15 protein-coding genes are annotated in these 15,292 nt (G+C 71.6%); 10 read left to right on the top strand and 5 right to left on the bottom strand.

The features are described from left to right. The first annotated feature begins 37 nt into the window (after positions 1 to 37). The 6 genes from ITJ69_RS09270 (at position 38) to ITJ69_RS09300 (ending at position 7,645) form a co-directional block, all read left to right on the top strand. Positions 38 to 1,126, top strand: coding sequence for an acyltransferase family protein (locus tag ITJ69_RS09270; protein ID WP_123294229.1), 1,089 nt, complete (start codon positions 38 to 40; stop codon positions 1,124 to 1,126). A 279-nt stretch (positions 1,127 to 1,405) separates the two neighbouring features. Further along, positions 1,406 to 2,737 (top strand): bifunctional o-acetylhomoserine/o-acetylserine sulfhydrylase, encoded by a 1,332-nt coding sequence (locus ITJ69_RS09280; protein ID WP_111086406.1) that lies wholly within the window; start codon positions 1,406 to 1,408, stop codon positions 2,735 to 2,737. Positions 2,738 to 3,001: 264 nt separating this feature from the next. Beyond that, positions 3,002 to 4,204: a homoserine O-acetyltransferase MetX gene (metX, locus tag ITJ69_RS09285; RefSeq protein WP_194672605.1), complete on the top strand. Its 1,203-nt coding sequence runs from the start codon at positions 3,002 to 3,004 to the stop codon at positions 4,202 to 4,204. Between the two features lie 202 nt (positions 4,205 to 4,406). Further along, on the top strand, positions 4,407 to 5,564 hold the full coding sequence (locus ITJ69_RS09290) for a sensor histidine kinase (protein WP_123294227.1): 1,158 nt from the start codon (positions 4,407 to 4,409) through the stop codon (positions 5,562 to 5,564). Beyond that, complete coding sequence (locus ITJ69_RS09295) at positions 5,561 to 6,886, top strand: hypothetical protein (RefSeq protein ID WP_123339799.1); 1,326 nt, start codon at positions 5,561 to 5,563, stop codon at positions 6,884 to 6,886. Before ITJ69_RS09290 ends, ITJ69_RS09295 begins: the two co-directional genes overlap by 4 nt. Before the next feature lie 87 nt (positions 6,887 to 6,973). After that, positions 6,974 to 7,645, top strand: a complete 672-nt coding sequence (locus ITJ69_RS09300; protein WP_111086410.1) for a response regulator transcription factor — start codon at positions 6,974 to 6,976, stop codon at positions 7,643 to 7,645. 177 nt (positions 7,646 to 7,822) lie between these two features. Here the strand turns inward: ITJ69_RS09300 and ITJ69_RS09305 are convergent, their stop codons facing one another. Further along, a complete protein-coding gene (locus tag ITJ69_RS09305; protein WP_123312344.1) occupies positions 7,823 to 9,088 on the bottom strand; it encodes an MFS transporter in 1,266 nt (421 codons plus the stop codon). Positions 9,089 to 9,394: 306 nt separating this feature from the next. Beyond that, positions 9,395 to 9,580 (bottom strand): hypothetical protein, encoded by a 186-nt coding sequence (locus ITJ69_RS09310; protein ID WP_131919968.1) that lies wholly within the window; start codon positions 9,578 to 9,580, stop codon positions 9,395 to 9,397. Between the two features lie 124 nt (positions 9,581 to 9,704). Between ITJ69_RS09310 and ITJ69_RS09315 the strand changes: the two genes are divergently transcribed. Continuing rightward, positions 9,705 to 9,899 (top strand): hypothetical protein, encoded by a 195-nt coding sequence (locus ITJ69_RS09315; RefSeq protein ID WP_194672606.1) that lies wholly within the window; start codon positions 9,705 to 9,707, stop codon positions 9,897 to 9,899. A gap of 62 nt (positions 9,900 to 9,961) precedes the next feature. Here ITJ69_RS09315 and ITJ69_RS09320 read toward each other — a convergent pair whose 3' ends face one another. Further along, positions 9,962 to 10,270 carry a thiamine-binding protein gene (locus ITJ69_RS09320; protein WP_123294222.1) on the bottom strand — a complete coding sequence of 103 codons (309 nt, stop codon included), beginning with the start codon at positions 10,268 to 10,270 and terminating at the stop codon, positions 9,962 to 9,964. After that, positions 10,267 to 11,532: a glycosyltransferase 87 family protein gene (locus ITJ69_RS09325; RefSeq protein ID WP_194672607.1), complete on the bottom strand. Its 1,266-nt coding sequence runs from the start codon at positions 11,530 to 11,532 to the stop codon at positions 10,267 to 10,269. Before ITJ69_RS09325 ends, ITJ69_RS09320 begins: the two co-directional genes overlap by 4 nt. A 105-nt stretch (positions 11,533 to 11,637) precedes the next feature. Between ITJ69_RS09325 and ITJ69_RS09330 the strand changes: the two genes are divergently transcribed. Further along, a complete protein-coding gene (locus ITJ69_RS09330) occupies positions 11,638 to 12,348 on the top strand; it encodes a YceI family protein (RefSeq protein WP_185094174.1) in 711 nt (236 codons plus the stop codon). A 265-nt stretch (positions 12,349 to 12,613) separates the two neighbouring features. Here the strand turns inward: ITJ69_RS09330 and ITJ69_RS09335 are convergent, their stop codons facing one another. Next, positions 12,614 to 13,474, bottom strand: coding sequence for an ADP-dependent NAD(P)H-hydrate dehydratase (locus ITJ69_RS09335; RefSeq protein WP_194672608.1), 861 nt, complete (start codon positions 13,472 to 13,474; stop codon positions 12,614 to 12,616). A gap of 24 nt (positions 13,475 to 13,498) precedes the next feature. Here ITJ69_RS09335 and ITJ69_RS09340 point away from each other — a divergent pair, with 24 nt between their 5' ends. Both ITJ69_RS09340 and ITJ69_RS09345 read left to right on the top strand, forming a co-directional pair. Beyond that, positions 13,499 to 14,131 carry an HAD family hydrolase gene (locus tag ITJ69_RS09340; RefSeq protein ID WP_194672609.1) on the top strand — a complete coding sequence of 211 codons (633 nt, stop codon included), beginning with the start codon at positions 13,499 to 13,501 and terminating at the stop codon, positions 14,129 to 14,131. A 10-nt stretch (positions 14,132 to 14,141) separates the two neighbouring features. After that, a complete protein-coding gene (locus ITJ69_RS09345; protein WP_194672610.1) occupies positions 14,142 to 15,224 on the top strand; it encodes an NADH:flavin oxidoreductase/NADH oxidase in 1,083 nt (360 codons plus the stop codon). The last annotated feature ends 68 nt before the right edge of the window (positions 15,225 to 15,292 follow it).

Here is a 15,292-nt window from a genome sequence, read left to right on the forward strand (position 1 = left end):
GACCCTCCCAGGTCACGATCCGGTAACGTGACCGGCGATGACGACGGATGCCGCCCCTCCCGCACCCTCGGCCCCGGCGACGCAGCTCGAACCCGGCCGGGCACCGCGCCGTATCCCGATGTGGGACACCGCGCGGTTCGTCGCGGTGACCCTCGTGGTGATCGGCCACGCGATCCAGCGCCAGACGACGGCGAGCGAGCACGCCCTGGCGCTCTACACGTTCATCTACGCGTTCCACATGCCCGCGTTCGGTGTGATCAGCGGCTACTTCTCGTCGGCCGACACCCCGACGGCGAAGCGCATGCGCCGGACGATCACCGACATCGTCGTGCCGTACATCATCATGCAGACGATCTGGACGGTGGTGCAGGGCATCGTCGAGGGCGGCAAGGACTTCAACCCGACGCAGCCGACCTGGACCCTGTGGTTCCTGCTGGCCCTCGGCATCTTCAAGCTGATCCTGCCGTACCTGGCGCAGCTGCGGTGGCCGTTGTTCTGGGCCGTCGTGTTCAGCATCGGCGTCGGCTATTTCGACAACGTCGACTCCACGCTGTCGTTGTCCCGCGCGATCAGCCTGCTGCCGTTCTTCCTGCTCGGGTGGCAGGTCAAGCAATGGGGGCTCTTCGACCGCTGGTACGAGGCCTCACGCCGTACCGTGGTCCGGGTGCGCGTCGCCGCCGGCGTGGTGTTCGCCGCGTGGGCCGTGTCGTGCGCGGTGTGGATCCCGCAGTTCAAGGAGTTCGACCTGCACCACTGGTTCTTCTACGACGACTCGTACTCGGGTCTCGGCGAGGACGCCTGGTGGGCGGGTGCCGTGCGCTTCGGCCTGATGCTGCTCGCGACGCTGCTGACCGCCTCGTTCCTGGTGCTCATCCCCCGCCGGAACATCTGGCTCACGCAGTTCGGTGCGGCGACGATGTACGTGTACCTGCTGCACACCTTCGTGCTCTACCCGATCCGCGAGTCCGGCGTGCTCGCCGGTCCGCACTCCGCGTGGCCGTTCGTGCTCCTGATGGTCGCGATCGCCTGCGCGGTCAGCCTCTTCCTGGCGCAGCCCTTCGTGCGGCGCGGGATGCGCTGGCTGCTCGAACCGAACGTCGGTTGGCTGTTCCGTCGCGACAATTGACATTTCCGCGCAAGCAGTCGTCTTCGCTGCGCTCAGTCGGCAGCGCGCGACGTCGCGGCAGGCCGCGACCGATCCCCGTGGTCGCCGCCGTCAGACGAGCGCGCAGGCTCGACCGGGAGGCCCGTGGCGCGTCGGGCGTGCGCGTTACGCCCCGAGGCGGGTGCGCTGGTACCAGCGCGACCACCTGCGTACCGTGACACCCGACGCACAGACGCGCCGCGCCTCCAGGCCGAGCGCAAGGCGACCCGACGACCAGCCGCACCGGACAGGAGCACCAAGATGACCGAGCACGACGCCGCGCAGTGGCGGTTCGAGACCACGCAGGTCCACGCCGGCGCACAGCCGGACCCGACCACGGGCGCCCGCGCCACCCCGATCTACAAGACGACCTCGTACGTCTTCGCGAACTCGGACGAGGCCCGCGACCTGTTCGCCCTCGCCAAGCCGGGCAACATCTACTCCCGCATCATGAACCCGACGAACGACGTCGTGGAGCAGCGCATCGCGGCACTCGAGGGCGGCAGCGGCGCACTCCTCGTGGCGTCCGGCCAGGCGGCGGAGACGTACGCCGTGCTGAACATCGCGGGTGCTGGCGACCACATCGTGTCGTCGTCGTCGATCTACGGCGGCACGTACAACCTGTTCAAGTACACGCTGGCGAAGCTCGGGATCGAGACCACGTTCGTCGAGGACCAGGACGACCTCGAGGAGTGGCGCCGCGCCGTCCGCCCGAACACGAAGCTCTTCTTCGCCGAGACCATCGGCAACCCGCGGATCAACGTCCTCGACATCACCGGCGTCAGCGACGTCGCGCACGAGTCCGGCGTCCCGCTGATCGTCGACAACACGATCGCGACGCCGTACCTGATCCGTCCGTTCGAGCACGGGGCCGACATCGTCGTGCACTCGGCGACGAAGTTCCTCGGCGGCCACGGCACCGTCATCGGCGGCATCATCGTCGACGGCGGGAAGTTCGCCTGGTCGCAGCACCCGGACAAGTTCCCGGAGTTCAACACGCCCGACCCGTCGTACCACGGCGCGGTCTTCGCCGAGGCCGTCGGCAACGAGCTCGCCTACATCGTGAAGGCCCGCGTGCAGCTGCTCCGCGACCTCGGGGCGTCGAACTCGGCGGACACCGCGTTCGCACTCCTGCAGGGCATCGAGACGCTGTCGCTCCGCATCGAGCGCCACGTGTCGAACGCGCAGGAGATCGCCGAGTGGCTCGACCAGCACCCGGACGTCGCGACCGTCGCCTACGCCGGCCTCCCGACGTCGCCCTGGTACGCCGCGGCGAACCGGTACGCGCCGAAGGGCGTCGGTGCCGTGCTGTCGTTCGAGCTCAAGGGCGGTGTGCCCGCGGGCAAGGCGTTCGTCGACAACCTGCAGCTGTTCTCGCACCTGGCGAACATCGGCGACGTGCGCTCGCTCGTGATCCACCCGGCGTCGACCACGCACTCGCAGCTCACGCCCGAGCAGCAGCTCACCACCGGGGTCACGCCGGGCCTGGTGCGCCTGTCCGTCGGCATCGAGAACATCGAGGACCTGAAGGCCGACCTCGAGGCCGGGCTCGCCGCGGCCCGTGCGGTCTCGCAGGAGGGGCAGCGCGCCTAGCGTTCGCCCGGCCCGAGGCACCGCGCGCTCGATGCGTGTGCATGTTGCGACGTCCCACGAGTCGATCGACTCGTGGGACGTCGCTCGTTGCGCACGCATCCGGTGCGTGTGCATGGTGCGACGATCCACGAGTCGAACAACGCGCACGATGTCGGAACATGCGCACGCACGCAAAGGGCGAGCGCGGCCTGCGACCCGGCCACGGGGCGGGCGTGACGTAACACGGCGGCGGCGACCCGCGCCTCCCGGCAGACTGGACGCACCATGGACTGGCAGACGACCCCCGAGGACTCCGTGCCGTCCACCCTGGTGCCCGGCGCCGAACTCGGCACCATCGGCAAGCCGCCGGTCACCGGCGCCTGGCGCCCCGGCGACCAACCGGGTGCCCGCCACTTCGCGTCCCTCGGCGAGCAGTGGGTGCGCGGCGGGCGGCTCCCGGCCGTGCGGGTGGCGTACGAGTCGTGGGGCACGCTCAACGCGGCGCGCGACAACGCCGTCCTGCTGTTCCACGCGCTGACCGGCGACTCGCACGTCTCGGGCGCACCCGGTCCGGGGCACCGCACCGCCGGCTGGTGGGGCGACGTCGTCGGACCCGGCCTGGCGATCGACACCGACCGCTGGTTCGTGATCGCGCCCAACATGCTCGGCGGCTGCCAGGGCACGACCGGGCCGTCGTCGGTGGCACCCACCGGGGTCGAGTGGGGCTCGCGGTTCCCGTTCGTCACCGTGCGCGACCAGGTCGAGGTGCAGCGCCAGCTCGCCGACCGACTCGGCATCGACGTGTTCGCTGCCGTCGTCGGCGGGTCGATGGGCGGGATGCACGCCCTCGAGTTCGCGGTGTCGCACCCCGCACGCGTCCAGCGGCTGGCGGTGCTGGCCTCGACGGCGCAGACCACCGCGGACCAGATCGCGGCGAACTCCCTGCAGCGGTCGGCGATCCAGATGGATCCGGCGTTCGCGGGCGGCGACTACTACGAGGCCGACGCCGGCGAGGGCCCGCACCGCGGGCTGGCGCTCGCGCGGCGGATGGCGTTGATGACCTACCGGGCGTCCGACGAGCTGAACGGCCGGTTCGCCCGGTCGTGGCAGAGCGACGTGTCCCCGCTCGGCGACGACGGGCGGTTCTCGGTCGAGAGCTACCTCGACTTCCACGGCAACAAGTTCACCCGGCGCTTCGACGCGTCGTCGTACATCACGCTCACGCACGCGATGGACTCCCACGACGTCGGGGCCGGGCGGGGCGGGGTCGCTGCCGCGCTCGAACTCGTGACGGCCCGCACGCTCGTCGTGGGGATCTCGAGCGACCGGCTGTTCCCGATCGAGGACCAGCACCGGATCGCCGCGGGGGTGCCGGACACGCTCGACGGGGACACGGCCGCGGTGATCGAGAGCGAGTTCGGGCACGACGGGTTCCTCATCGAGCACGAGCAGGTCGGCGCGCACCTGCGGCGGTTGCTCGACGGCTGAGCGCGACACGGCGCGCACCGGGGGTAGCGGCACGCGCCGGGGCCGCAGCAAGCGCCGGGGCGGCGGCGGCACGTGCGGCACGGCGCGCCGAACACCCCCCAACGGGTGTCGCCCGTGGTTGGATGGCTGCGAGCCCGGACTGAACGAGGCTCGGTTTCCCCGCACGACCCGTCACACCAGCTCGTCACCAACCAGGACATCGATGGAATTCATCGCACAGGAACGCGACCGCTTGCTGCGGGCGACGACCCGTGTCGTGGGCATCGTCTGCGCGCTCATCAGCGTCGTCGGCGTGGTCTCCGCCGCCGCGGTCTCCGCCCTGCCGCTCGTGGGCGCCCTGCTGTGCATCGCCGCGATGGTCGCCGCGTTCGTGTTCTTCGGGCGCAGTGGCACCGTGTGGTGGACCGCCGCGATCCTCGTCACGGGGCTCGCCTCGCTCGCGCTGCTGTTCTCCGGCGTGGACGAGTCGGTCCGCCCGCTCGTCGCCAGCGCCGTCATGCCGCTCGCGGGCGGCTCGCTGTCCGCCCCGCTGATGGCGCAGCGCGGCCAGCCGTTCGGCCTCGGACTCACGATCGGCACCGGCGCGATCGTCGTCGTCGTGATGGTGTGGGCCACCGGCGGGCTCCTGTCGACGCCCGTCAGCGGCGCCCTGCTCGGCTGGGTGCTCATCGCGGTCGTGGCCGTGTGGATCTCGCGCAGCATCCCCCGCGTCGCCCGACGGATCTACAGCATCGGCACCGCGCACCGCGCCGAACGCCAAGCCAGCGAGACCGAGGCACAGCGGCGGCAGGGTGCTCGGCTGCTGCACGACACGGTCCTCGCGACGCTCACGCTCCTCGCGCACTCCGGCGTCGGGGTCTCCGAGCAGGCCATGCGTGAGCAGGCCGCCGAGGACGCCAGACTCCTGCGCCATCTGCGACTCGGCGCGACCCCGCAGCCGTCGCAGTCCGGCGACTACTCGCTCACCCGCGAAGAGGAGTCGCCGCTCGGCCAGACCCTCGAGTCGGTGAAGCAGCGCTTCGGGCGGATGGGCCTCGAGGTCAGCTGGCACGGCACCGGTCAGGTGCTGCTGCCGTCGCACGTGCTCGACGCCTTCCTGCTCGCGCTCGGCGAGTGCCTCGAGAACGTCCGCAGGCACGCCGGCGTGGGCGAGGCACACGTCACGATCGTCCACGACAACGACATGGTGCGCGCCATGGTCACCGACTCCGGCGTCGGGTTCGACCTGACCACCGTCAGCGCCGAACGACTCGGCTTCAAGGAGAGCGTCGTGAGCCGGCTGCGCGAGGTCGGCGGCGACGCCAAGCTGTTCTCCGCGCCGGGCTCCGGCACCACCGTCGTCCTGGAGGCACCTCGATGACCCGGGTCCCCGAGGACACCATCAGCCGCGGCCTGCCCGGCGAGTCGACCGGCCAGCAGCCGCCCCGCACCCGTCGCGAGGCGCGCGAGCGCTACCGCACCAGCGAGCGCCGGCAGGCCCGCGGGCTCCCCTCGACCTCGACCGGCGCACGGTCGCTCCGCCAGGCGGCCAAGCCCGGCGCCTCGCTCGGAGCCGGGTACCTCGGCCTCGGCGCAGCGGTGCTCACCGCCATCGAGGCCGTCTCCGGCATCGTGTACTTCCTGGTCCGCTGGTCCGACTTCTCCGACCCGTGGTTGCCCGCAGCCGCCTGGATGCTCTACATCGTCGCCGCGGTCGGGGTCGGTCTGAGCGTGCTGACCTACGGCGAGCGGTTGACCGGGCTGGCCTTCGTGCTGATCTGCGTCGTGCTGGCGTGCGTCGTGACCCTCGACTTCATCGGCATCTGGCCCGAGCACGACATCGCCCACACGGCATCGGCGTCGATCGCCGCGGGCTTCGCGCTCCTGCCGATCGCCACGCTCCGGCCCGCCCGCGAGGTCGCCGCCGCCATCGCGGTCCTCGGCCTGGCGTTCGTCGGCATGAGCGTCGCCTCGACCCCGATCACCAACGACACGCTGCCGGGCATCGTGTCCTTGCTGGCCCTGGTCGTCGTGCCGCCGTCGATCGCCCTGTACGTCGTGCAGCGGTTCCGGCAGCTCGTGCAGCGGGAACTCGACCGGGTGCTCGTGCAGAGCAACGTGCAGGCGCCGCAGTTCGCCGTCGGCATGCTCGCCTCGGACGAGCTCGCCCGACTCGACCTGGCCGCCGAGAAGCTGCTCGACGCCGTCGCGAACGGCACCGATCCCCTGCCGCTGTCGGACGCCTCGAGCTCCGTCGCCGCCTCGCTCGCGACCGAGCTCCGCCTGCACCTCATCGAGGGACGGCGCGAGACCTGGCTGTACCACGCGATCACGGAGTCCGACCACCTCGGCCGTTCGGTGAGCGTCGCCGACCCGGGCGCCCTGGCCGGACACCTCTCGCCCGCGCAACGCGACGGACTGCTGCAGGCCCTGTGGCAGATGGTCGGCGACGGCCGCACCGCCACCCCAGGCCTGCCGGTCGTCTCGGTCACGCTCGGCCCGGTCGGGTCCGACGGCCACCCCGTCACCGACGAGCGGATGGACGTGCCGGTCGTGATCGAGTCCCGCGGCGTCCAGCGCCGACGCCTCGGCCCCACCGCCTGGAGCGCCCTGCAACGCATCGGTCCGTACACCGAGACCGTCCGCGACGGCGCGCTCCACATCGTCGCCCACTGCGTCGTGGACCGACATCCGTCGATGTAGCTGCCGGACACCCGGACAGCCTGCCCGTGCCACGTGCCCCTCCCTCCTAGGATCGGGCACGAACTGCCCCCGAGAAAGGACGCCCGCATGGCGACTCCAGAGGAACCCATCCGACTCGCACTCGTCGACGACCACAGGATGCTCCTCGGCGCGCTCACGGAGTGGATCCGGAGCGCCGCCGACGACATCACGCTGGTGGCCGCGGTCACGACCTGGCCCGAGCTCCTGACGAGCCCGGCGTTCCCGGTGGACGTGGTGCTGCTCGACCTGGACCTCAAGGACTCCATCCCGGTGTCGCTGAAGATCTCGACGCTCAAGACCGCCGGTGTGAAGACCGTCGTGATGAGCACCTACTCGGAGCCGAACGTCGTGCGCGAGGCCCTGGCGGCCGGCGCACTCGGCTACCTGGTGAAGAGCGAGGACGCCGACATGATCGTCGAGGCGATCCGCTCCGCCCAGCGCGGTGAGCAGTACGTCTCCGCCGAGCTCGACCTGGCCATCAACAGCGGCGACGTCGGTGGCGTCCCGAAGCTCAGCGCCCAGGAGCGCCGCGTCATGGCCCTGTACGGCGGTGGCGAGCCCGTGAAGAGCGTCGCGTACCAGCTCGGCATCTCCGAGGAGACCGCGAAGAGTTACCTCAAGCGCATCCGCGAGAAGTACCGCGTCGCAGGCTTCGACGTGGGCACGAAGGTGGCGCTCCGGAAGCGGGCGATCACCGACGGCATCATCGTGCAGGACGGCGGCCCGCTGGGCCTGTAGCGCGGCGCGCGCGGGCGCTTGCCCGCCTCGTGAGCACAAATGGTCGGGTCCCATCACGGGACCCGACCATTTCTGCTCACCATCGGCGGTCTGCCGCACACCACGTCGGACGGGAGGCCCGTGGCGGCGTCGCCACGGGCCTCCCGTCCGGTGCGTGGGCACGCCCACCGCGCGCGATCAGTGGATCGGGACGGGCGCGGTGATCGGGCCGGTGCTCGGCGACGGGGAGCGCAGCGCGGCACGGCGCGTGGTGCGACGCTCGACCGAGTAGCTGAACATCGTGACGAGGACGCCGAGCAGCGCGAGGACGATGCCGAGCCAGCCCGGTGCGACGAACCCGAAGCCGGCAGCGATGACCGCACCGCCGAGTGCTGCGCCGAGCGAGTTGCCGATGTTGAACGCCGAGTGGTTGAGCGCCGCGGCGATCGTCCGGGCGTCGCCGGCGACGTCCATCAGGCGGGACTGCACCGCCGGCGGGATCGCCGACGAGGTCGCACCGAGCAGGAACGCGCCGAGCAGCATCCCCCAGAGCCACTGCGCGGTCAGCACCGTGAGCAGCAGCGCGCCGATGAGCGAGAACATGCCGAAGTAGATCGTGCGCTTCACGCTGTGGTCGGCGAGGTGTCCGCCGAGCACACCGCCGACGACCATGCCGATGCCCACGACCACCAGGACGATCGGCACGAACGACTCCGGCATGCCCGTGACGTGCTGCACGAGCGGCGAGATGTACGAGTACACGGCGAAGAACCCACCGAACCCGACGGCGCCGAGGCCCATCACGATCCAGACCTGCGGCACGCGGAAGGCGCGGAGCTCCCGGCCGATCGTCGCGTGCTCGTCACGGGCGCTCTTCGGCACGAAGGCCGCGACGGCGAGGAACGTGAGCGCGAACAGTGCGGCGACGACGCCGTAGGCGATCCGCCAGCCGGCGAGCTGGCCGACCCAGGTGATCGCGGGGACGCCGACGACGTTCGCGACCGACAGACCGAGCAGCACCATCGCGATGCCCTTGCCGCGCTTGCCCGGGCCCATCATGTCGCCCGCGACGATCGAGGCGATGCCGAAGTAGGCGCCGTGCGGCAGACCCGCCACGAACCGGGCGACGAGCACCAGTCCGAACGACGGCAGCAGCGCACTCGCGATCGTCGCGAGGACGAACCCGACGAGCAGCACGAGGATCAGGCCCTTGCGCGGGAACTTCGCCGACATCGCCGCGATGGTGGGAGCACCGACGACGACCCCGAGGGCGTAGGCACTGACGAGCCAGCCCGCGTGCGCGATGCCGGCGTCCGGGTCGAGGCCGTACTGCTGCGGCAGCAGCGCCTGCGCGATGTTCGGCAGCAGGCCCATCGCGACGAACTCGGTCGACCCGATGGCGAAGCCGCCGAGGGCGAGCGAGATGAGCGCGGCGGTGCGACGCGCAGGCGTGAGCTGTGACATGGGGCCTGTTCTCGGACGACGTCCTGCACGGGCGGCGTCGGATCGGGGTGTCGGCTGGACGGTGTCGCCTGGGCGACGGTGGTGACGGAGGCGTCCCGCGATCGTCGCGGTCCACGTGCCGATCGGCAGCGCGGCCACGCCCGAACGGGGTGCCGGTCCGGGTTCAGCAGCGAACGGGACGGTCCGGGTGGCGACGACCATCCGGTCCGAGCAGTGTAGACCGCTCCAAAGGCCGAACGGAAGTCACCGTGCACGGCCGGCACGGGTCGCACCGGGCTGGCCCGGCCGTACCCGAGGAGAACCGGGTCAGGCCGCCTGACGCTCCGTGTGGGCGGGACGCGTCGACGCAGGTGCGAGATCGGGCAGCTCGTCGCGGTGCGTCCAGCCGGCGCCGCACTCGGCGCACGTGGCCCAGGCGTTCTCGCCTTGTTCGTCCGTGTCGATGACGACCGTTCGCAGGTCGCAGTCGGGGCACCAGCCGTCGTGGGTCATCACGCGCTCCTCGTCGTCTCGGGGCCACCGGATGTGGCTCGACACGGGCAATGAGACACCCGACCACCGACATCCGCGGGAGGGCGACGGCGTGTCGTGCGGGCCCTCGTTGTTCAATGAGCACGTGACCCTCACGACGACCGTGCTCGCCTCCTGCGCCGCCGGTGCGCCCGCGAACTGCGAGGACGCCACCGACCCGATGGGCATGGTCATCGTGCTCATCGCGGTGCTCGCCGGCATCGCGCTGCTGACGGTGTTCGTGGTGCTCGGGCCGGACCCCCGCCGGCAGACCCGGGCACGGCGGCGCGACAAGCGCTGAGCGCGAGCGCCGAGCGACAGCGCCGAACGCGAGCGCCGAGCGACAGCGCCGGCCGCTGAGCGCTACTCGCCGAGCGCCGCTTCGAGCCGCTCGAGCTTGCCGTCGATCTCGCCGGTGTGCCCCGGTCGGATGTCGGCCTTGAGCACGAGCGACACCCGCGTGCCGTAGACGCCCACGGCCTCGGTGGCGCGCTTGACGACGTCCATGACCTCGTCCCACTCCCCCTCGAGCTCGGTGAACATCGACGACGTGCGGTTCGGCAGGCCGCTCTCACGGACCACCCGCACGGCTGCGGCGACGGCGTCGTGCACGGAGCCGTCCGCCTGTTCGGAGGGACCACCGGACGGAGCAACGGAGAAGGCGACGATCATGCGTCCATCCTGCCCGCACCCCGTCCCATGCGCACGAGCTCGACCACGGTCCACGCCAGGATCGCCACCTCGAGCACGTTCCGCAGCGTCAGCACCACGAGCATCCACGGCTGCAGCGTGAGCACCTGGTCGTAGTACGCCGGGTAGATCAGCTGCGTCAACACGGCGGTGGGCAGCGCGGCGATCGCGATCGGCACGAACCGGCGCACACTCGGCGTCCCGGCGGCCAGTCCCCACACGATCGGCACGGCGAGCCACCCGATGTACTGCGGCGACCCGACCTTGTTGGTGGCGATGAGCGCGGCGACGAACAGCAGCGCGAGCACGGGCGCGAGCTCGGCCCGACGGGCGCCACGGCGTGCGGCCCACAGCGCGAGCACGACACCGGCGACGACCACGAGGGCCATCAGCGGCGTCGAGACCGCGGCAGCGGCGTGCGTGCCGGCACCGGAGACCTCGAACGTCAGGATCTGCTGGTTGTAGAACACGGCCGCACCAGGAGCCCCGAACGCTGCCGCCCACATGAACGGCGTCGCGAGCGGTGACTCGATCTGCAGCGCCCGACCGGTCTGCTCCCCGATGAACGACAGCAGGTACGGCGCTCCGCCCCAGAGCACGTCGACGAGCACGATGAGCGCACTGAGCACGAGGGCGCCCGCCAGCACACCGCGGCGGTGCCCCTTCCGCAGGAGCAGCAGCACGCCGACGAGGGCGGCCGGCCAGACCTTCGTCCACGCACCGGCGGTGAACAGCGCCGAGGCGACCGCCGGCCGCGAGGCGACGAAGGCCACCCCGACCAGGGCGAACACCGTGGCGACGGTGTCGATGCGACCGAGCGCGATCGGCCCGAGTGCGAGCAGGAACGCGAGCCACCACCACACGACCCGCACGCCACGCGACGACGAGCCGTCCGCACGCGAGCCGAACGCACCGCGCGCCTGGAACCGCCACAGGAACGCACACGCGACGGCGTCGAGCAGCACCATCAGCAGCAGCCACCCAGAGCCGATCGACGCGATCCCACCGAGTGCTGCGGCGGCCATCGGCACGATCGCCAGGATCGGGTAGACCCACTCGCCGTCGATCCCGACCCAGAAGTCCGCGCTCCGCCCGGTCTCGATCCACCGGCTGTAGGTGATGGTGACGTCGCCGAGCGGCAGGTTCGCCGAGATCGCGGTCAGCCACCACAGCGCCGCGTGCACGGCGGCGAACGCCAGGACGAACCCGACGCGTTCGATCCACGGGTTCCCGGTCCTCAGCACCGGACGAGCGTACCGGCAGGGAGCGCACCCGAACCCGCAGCGAGCGCACCCGAACCGGCTGAGAATCCCAGGCTCCCCCAACCATGACGTGTCACCGTCTTGCTCGTGACCACCGAAACCCCGCGCGGGCGCCGCAAGGCCGTCATCTGGATCTCCGTCATCGCCGCCGTCGTCGTGCTCGGCGTCATCGGGGCGATCGTCGCGACGAACGTCTACACGAGCAACGAGAACGCGAAGGCGTCGGCGGCACCGTCCGTGGCCGCCAGCCGCGAGGCCTCCACCCTCGACGACTCCGACCTGTCCGGCGCGTGGACGGTCGGCGGCGACTCCGAGGCCGGCTACCGCCTGCACGAGGTCCTCAACGGCTCCGACGTCACCGTCACCGGCCGCACCGACAGCGTCTCCGGCAGCGCCACCGTCGACGGCACGAGCATCACGAAGGCAACGATCACAGTGCAGGTCGCCGACATCGCCACCGATTCGGACCAGCGTGACTCCTACTTCCGCGACTCCGCGATGGACACCGCCGCCTTCCCCGAGGCCACGTTCGAACTCTCCGAGCCGATCGCCGACGCGGTCCCGAGCGGCTCGGACACGACGAAGGTCACCGCTGCCGGCAAGCTCACGCTGCACGGCGTCACGAAGGACGTCACCGCCGACCTGCAGGTCGGCCTGAACGGCGACGGCGTCGACATCTCCGGCTCGATCCCGGTCACCTTCTCGGACTACGGCGTGCAGGCGCCGAGCCTCGGCTTCGTGAAGGTCGACGACTCCGGCACGGTCGAGTTCCTGGTGCACGCGACCCCCGCGAGCTGACGGCCGCGACGCGCGTCACGCCCGTGACGTGCGCGACAGGCGGACGGGAGGCCAGTGGCGGCCCCGCCACGGGCCTCCCGTCCGTCCCCTGCTCGTGTCCCAGGCCGCGCCCTCTCGCGCATGCGTGCGCATGTTGCGACCTTCCACCTGTCGAACCGGTGGTGTCCCGTCGGAACATGCGCACGTACCCATTGCGTGCGCATCTTCCGACAGAACACGCGTCGATCACCTCGTGGATCGTCGGAAGGTGCACGCGCACCGACCGCTACCCGCGCGCGTCGCCGTTCACGACCAGGTCCCGCACGACCCCGGGCAGCTCGCCGATGAGCCCGGTCATCGGGAACGGCCCGCCACCGGACGCCCGCCGCGCCGCGAGCCCGTGCACCACCGCGGCCGACGCGGCCAGGTGCGCGAGGTCCGACGGCGTCAGCGACGACCCCGCAGCCTCGACGGACCCCTGCCGCGCGGCCACGAGCGCCCCGAGCACCCCGCCGAGCACGTCCCCGGCACCGGCCGCAGCGAGCCACGGCGTCGCCGACGACGCCACCAACCGGACCGACCCGTCGGGCGTGACCACGTGCGTGCGCTCGCCCTTGAGCAGGACGACGCTGCCGGTCTGCGCGGCGGCACGGAGCGCTGCTGCGGCGGGATCCTGCTCGATCGACTCGCGGGAGACGCCGAGCAACGACGCGAGCTCCCCCGCGTGCGGGGTCAGGACGGCGAGCGGGCCGAGGTCGACGAGCGGGATCGCGCCCGCGTCGACCACGACCGGGACGCCGTCGTCCGAAGCGTGCGTGAAGGCCGAGGCGGTCGTGTCGTCCAGGTCACCGAGCGACGACGCCGAGATGCCCGAGCCGACGAGCCACGCCTGCACCCGACCGACGCCGGCGACGGACTCGGGGCGACGCGCCAGGACGTGGTCCGACGCCCGCGACGGCCCGACGTACCGGACCATGCCGACACCGGTGTGGACCGCGGCGTCGACCCCGAGGACCGCGGCACCCGGGTACTGGTCGGAGCCGGTCGCGATGCCGAGCACCCCGCGGCGGTACTTGGTGGACTCCCCCGTCGGCGCGGTGACCCACGCGGCGGCATCGGACGGCTGGACGGGCACGAAGTCGTTCACCGGGCCCACGTTACGGTGGAGCGCATGAGCCTGTTCCTGCCTGGTCGCGTGGTGGTCTTCGACTACGGCGAGGTGATCAGCCGGACGCCGCACGCGTCGCGCGATGCCCTCGTCGAGTTGACCGGGGTGCCGGCCGACGAGCTGTTCCCCGTCTACCAGGAGCTCCGCCACGACCTCGACCGCGGCGACCTGTCCGTCGTGGCGTACTGGCGGGCGATCGGCGAGCGCGTCGGGCGGAGCTGGAGCGTCACCGACATCCACCGGTTCTGGGCCGTCGACTTCACCGGGTGGTTCGAGGTCGAACCGGAGACCCTGGCGATCGTCGAGGAGCTGCACGACGCCGGCACCCGGGTGGCGCTGCTGTCGAACGCCGGCTTCGACTTCGGTGACCCGTACCGACGCTCCCCGATGGGTTCGCTGTTCGAGACGGTGGTGGTGAGCGCCGAGGAGCACGTCCTGAAGCCCGACGCATCCATCTACCGCGACACGTGCGCGCGTCTGGGAATCGAGCCGCAGCAGATGGTGTTCGTGGACAACAGGGCCGAGAACGCCACCGGCGCGGAAGCGATCGGGGCGGTCGGCCACCACTACACGTCGTCGGCGTCACTGCGGTCGTTCCTGACGGAACTCGCGGCCGAGCCGGCGCCCGTCCCCTGAGGAGTCCCGCGTGACGCACGCCCTGTTCGAGCCGATCACCATCCGCGACCTGACGGTCCGCAACCGCATCTGGGTCTCCCCGATGTGCCAGTACTCGGCCGAGGAGCAGGACGGCGTGCCGACCGCGTGGCACCTCGTCCACCTGGGCGGCTTCGCCAAGGGCGGTGCCGGTGCGGTGGTCGTCGAGGCGACCGGGGTGGTGCCGGAAGGCCGGATCAGCCCGCAGGACCTCGGGCTCTGGAACGACCAGCAGCGCGACGCGTTCAAGCCGATCGTCGACTTCCTGCACGCGCAGGGCGCTGCCGCCGGTGTCCAGCTCGCGCACGCCGGCCGCAAGGCGTCGACGTTCCGCCCGTGGGAGTCCACGCACGGTTCGGTCCCCGCCGACCAGGGCGGCTGGTCCACCGTCGCCCCGTCCGCCGTGGCCTTCGACGGGTACGCGGTCCCGCGCGAGCTGGAGACCGAGGACATCCGGGTCGTCGCACTGGCGTTCGCGCAGTCCGCTCGCCGCGCCGTCGAGGCCGGGTTCGACCTGGTCGAGATCCACGCCGCCCACGGGTACCTGCTGCACCAGTTCCTCTCGCCGCTGAGCAACCACCGCACGGACCAGTACGGCGGGTCGCTCGAGAACCGCGCCCGGGCACTGCTCGAGGTCCTCGACGCCGTCCGTGCCGAGGTCGGCGAGGGCTTCCCGATCGTCGTGCGGTTCTCGGCGACCGACTGGGTGGACGGCGGGCTCACGCTCGACGAGACCACGCAGGTCGCCCGGTGGGCTGCGGAGCACGGCGCGGACCTGGCTGATGTCTCGACCGGCGGCAACGTCGCGAGCGCGCCGATCCCGGTCGGCCCCGGCTACCAGGTGCCGCACGCCGCGGCGATCAAGCGCGACGCCGGCATCGGCACCATCGCGGTCGGCATGATCTCCGAGGGCTTCCAGGCCGAGCAGATCGTCGCGACCGGACAGGCCGACGTGGTGATGGTGGGCCGCGAGTTCCTGCGCGACCCGGGCTTCCCGCTGCGCGTGGCCGTCGAGCTCGGCGTGACCGTCGACTACGAGCCGCAGCAGTACCACCGCGCGCGGGTCACGGCGTAGACGCGCGGCCTTCCTGAACGGATCCTCGGTCGGCCCCTCGGGCAGGCAGTACGATTGGCAGCACTGTG

The organism is Curtobacterium sp. VKM Ac-2887 (assembly GCF_015350935.1).
In the GTDB taxonomy this organism is placed as follows: Bacteria; Actinomycetota; Actinomycetes; order Actinomycetales; family Microbacteriaceae; genus Curtobacterium.

Coding starts and splice junctions, on each gene's coding strand:
- ITJ69_RS09270 (WP_123294229.1), top strand. CDS start 38: ATGACGACGGATGCCGCCCCTCCCGCACCCTCGGCCCCGGCGACGCAG.
- ITJ69_RS09280 (WP_111086406.1), top strand. CDS start 1,406: ATGACCGAGCACGACGCCGCGCAGTGGCGGTTCGAGACCACGCAGGTC.
- metX (WP_194672605.1), top strand. CDS start 3,002: ATGGACTGGCAGACGACCCCCGAGGACTCCGTGCCGTCCACCCTGGTG.
- ITJ69_RS09290 (WP_123294227.1), top strand. CDS start 4,407: ATGGAATTCATCGCACAGGAACGCGACCGCTTGCTGCGGGCGACGACC.
- ITJ69_RS09295 (WP_123339799.1), top strand. CDS start 5,561: ATGACCCGGGTCCCCGAGGACACCATCAGCCGCGGCCTGCCCGGCGAG.
- ITJ69_RS09300 (WP_111086410.1), top strand. CDS start 6,974: ATGGCGACTCCAGAGGAACCCATCCGACTCGCACTCGTCGACGACCAC.
- ITJ69_RS09305 (WP_123312344.1), bottom strand. CDS start 9,088: ATGTCACAGCTCACGCCTGCGCGTCGCACCGCCGCGCTCATCTCGCTC.
- ITJ69_RS09310 (WP_131919968.1), bottom strand. CDS start 9,580: ATGACCCACGACGGCTGGTGCCCCGACTGCGACCTGCGAACGGTCGTC.
- ITJ69_RS09320 (WP_123294222.1), bottom strand. CDS start 10,270: ATGATCGTCGCCTTCTCCGTTGCTCCGTCCGGTGGTCCCTCCGAACAG.
- ITJ69_RS09340 (WP_194672609.1), top strand. CDS start 13,499: ATGAGCCTGTTCCTGCCTGGTCGCGTGGTGGTCTTCGACTACGGCGAG.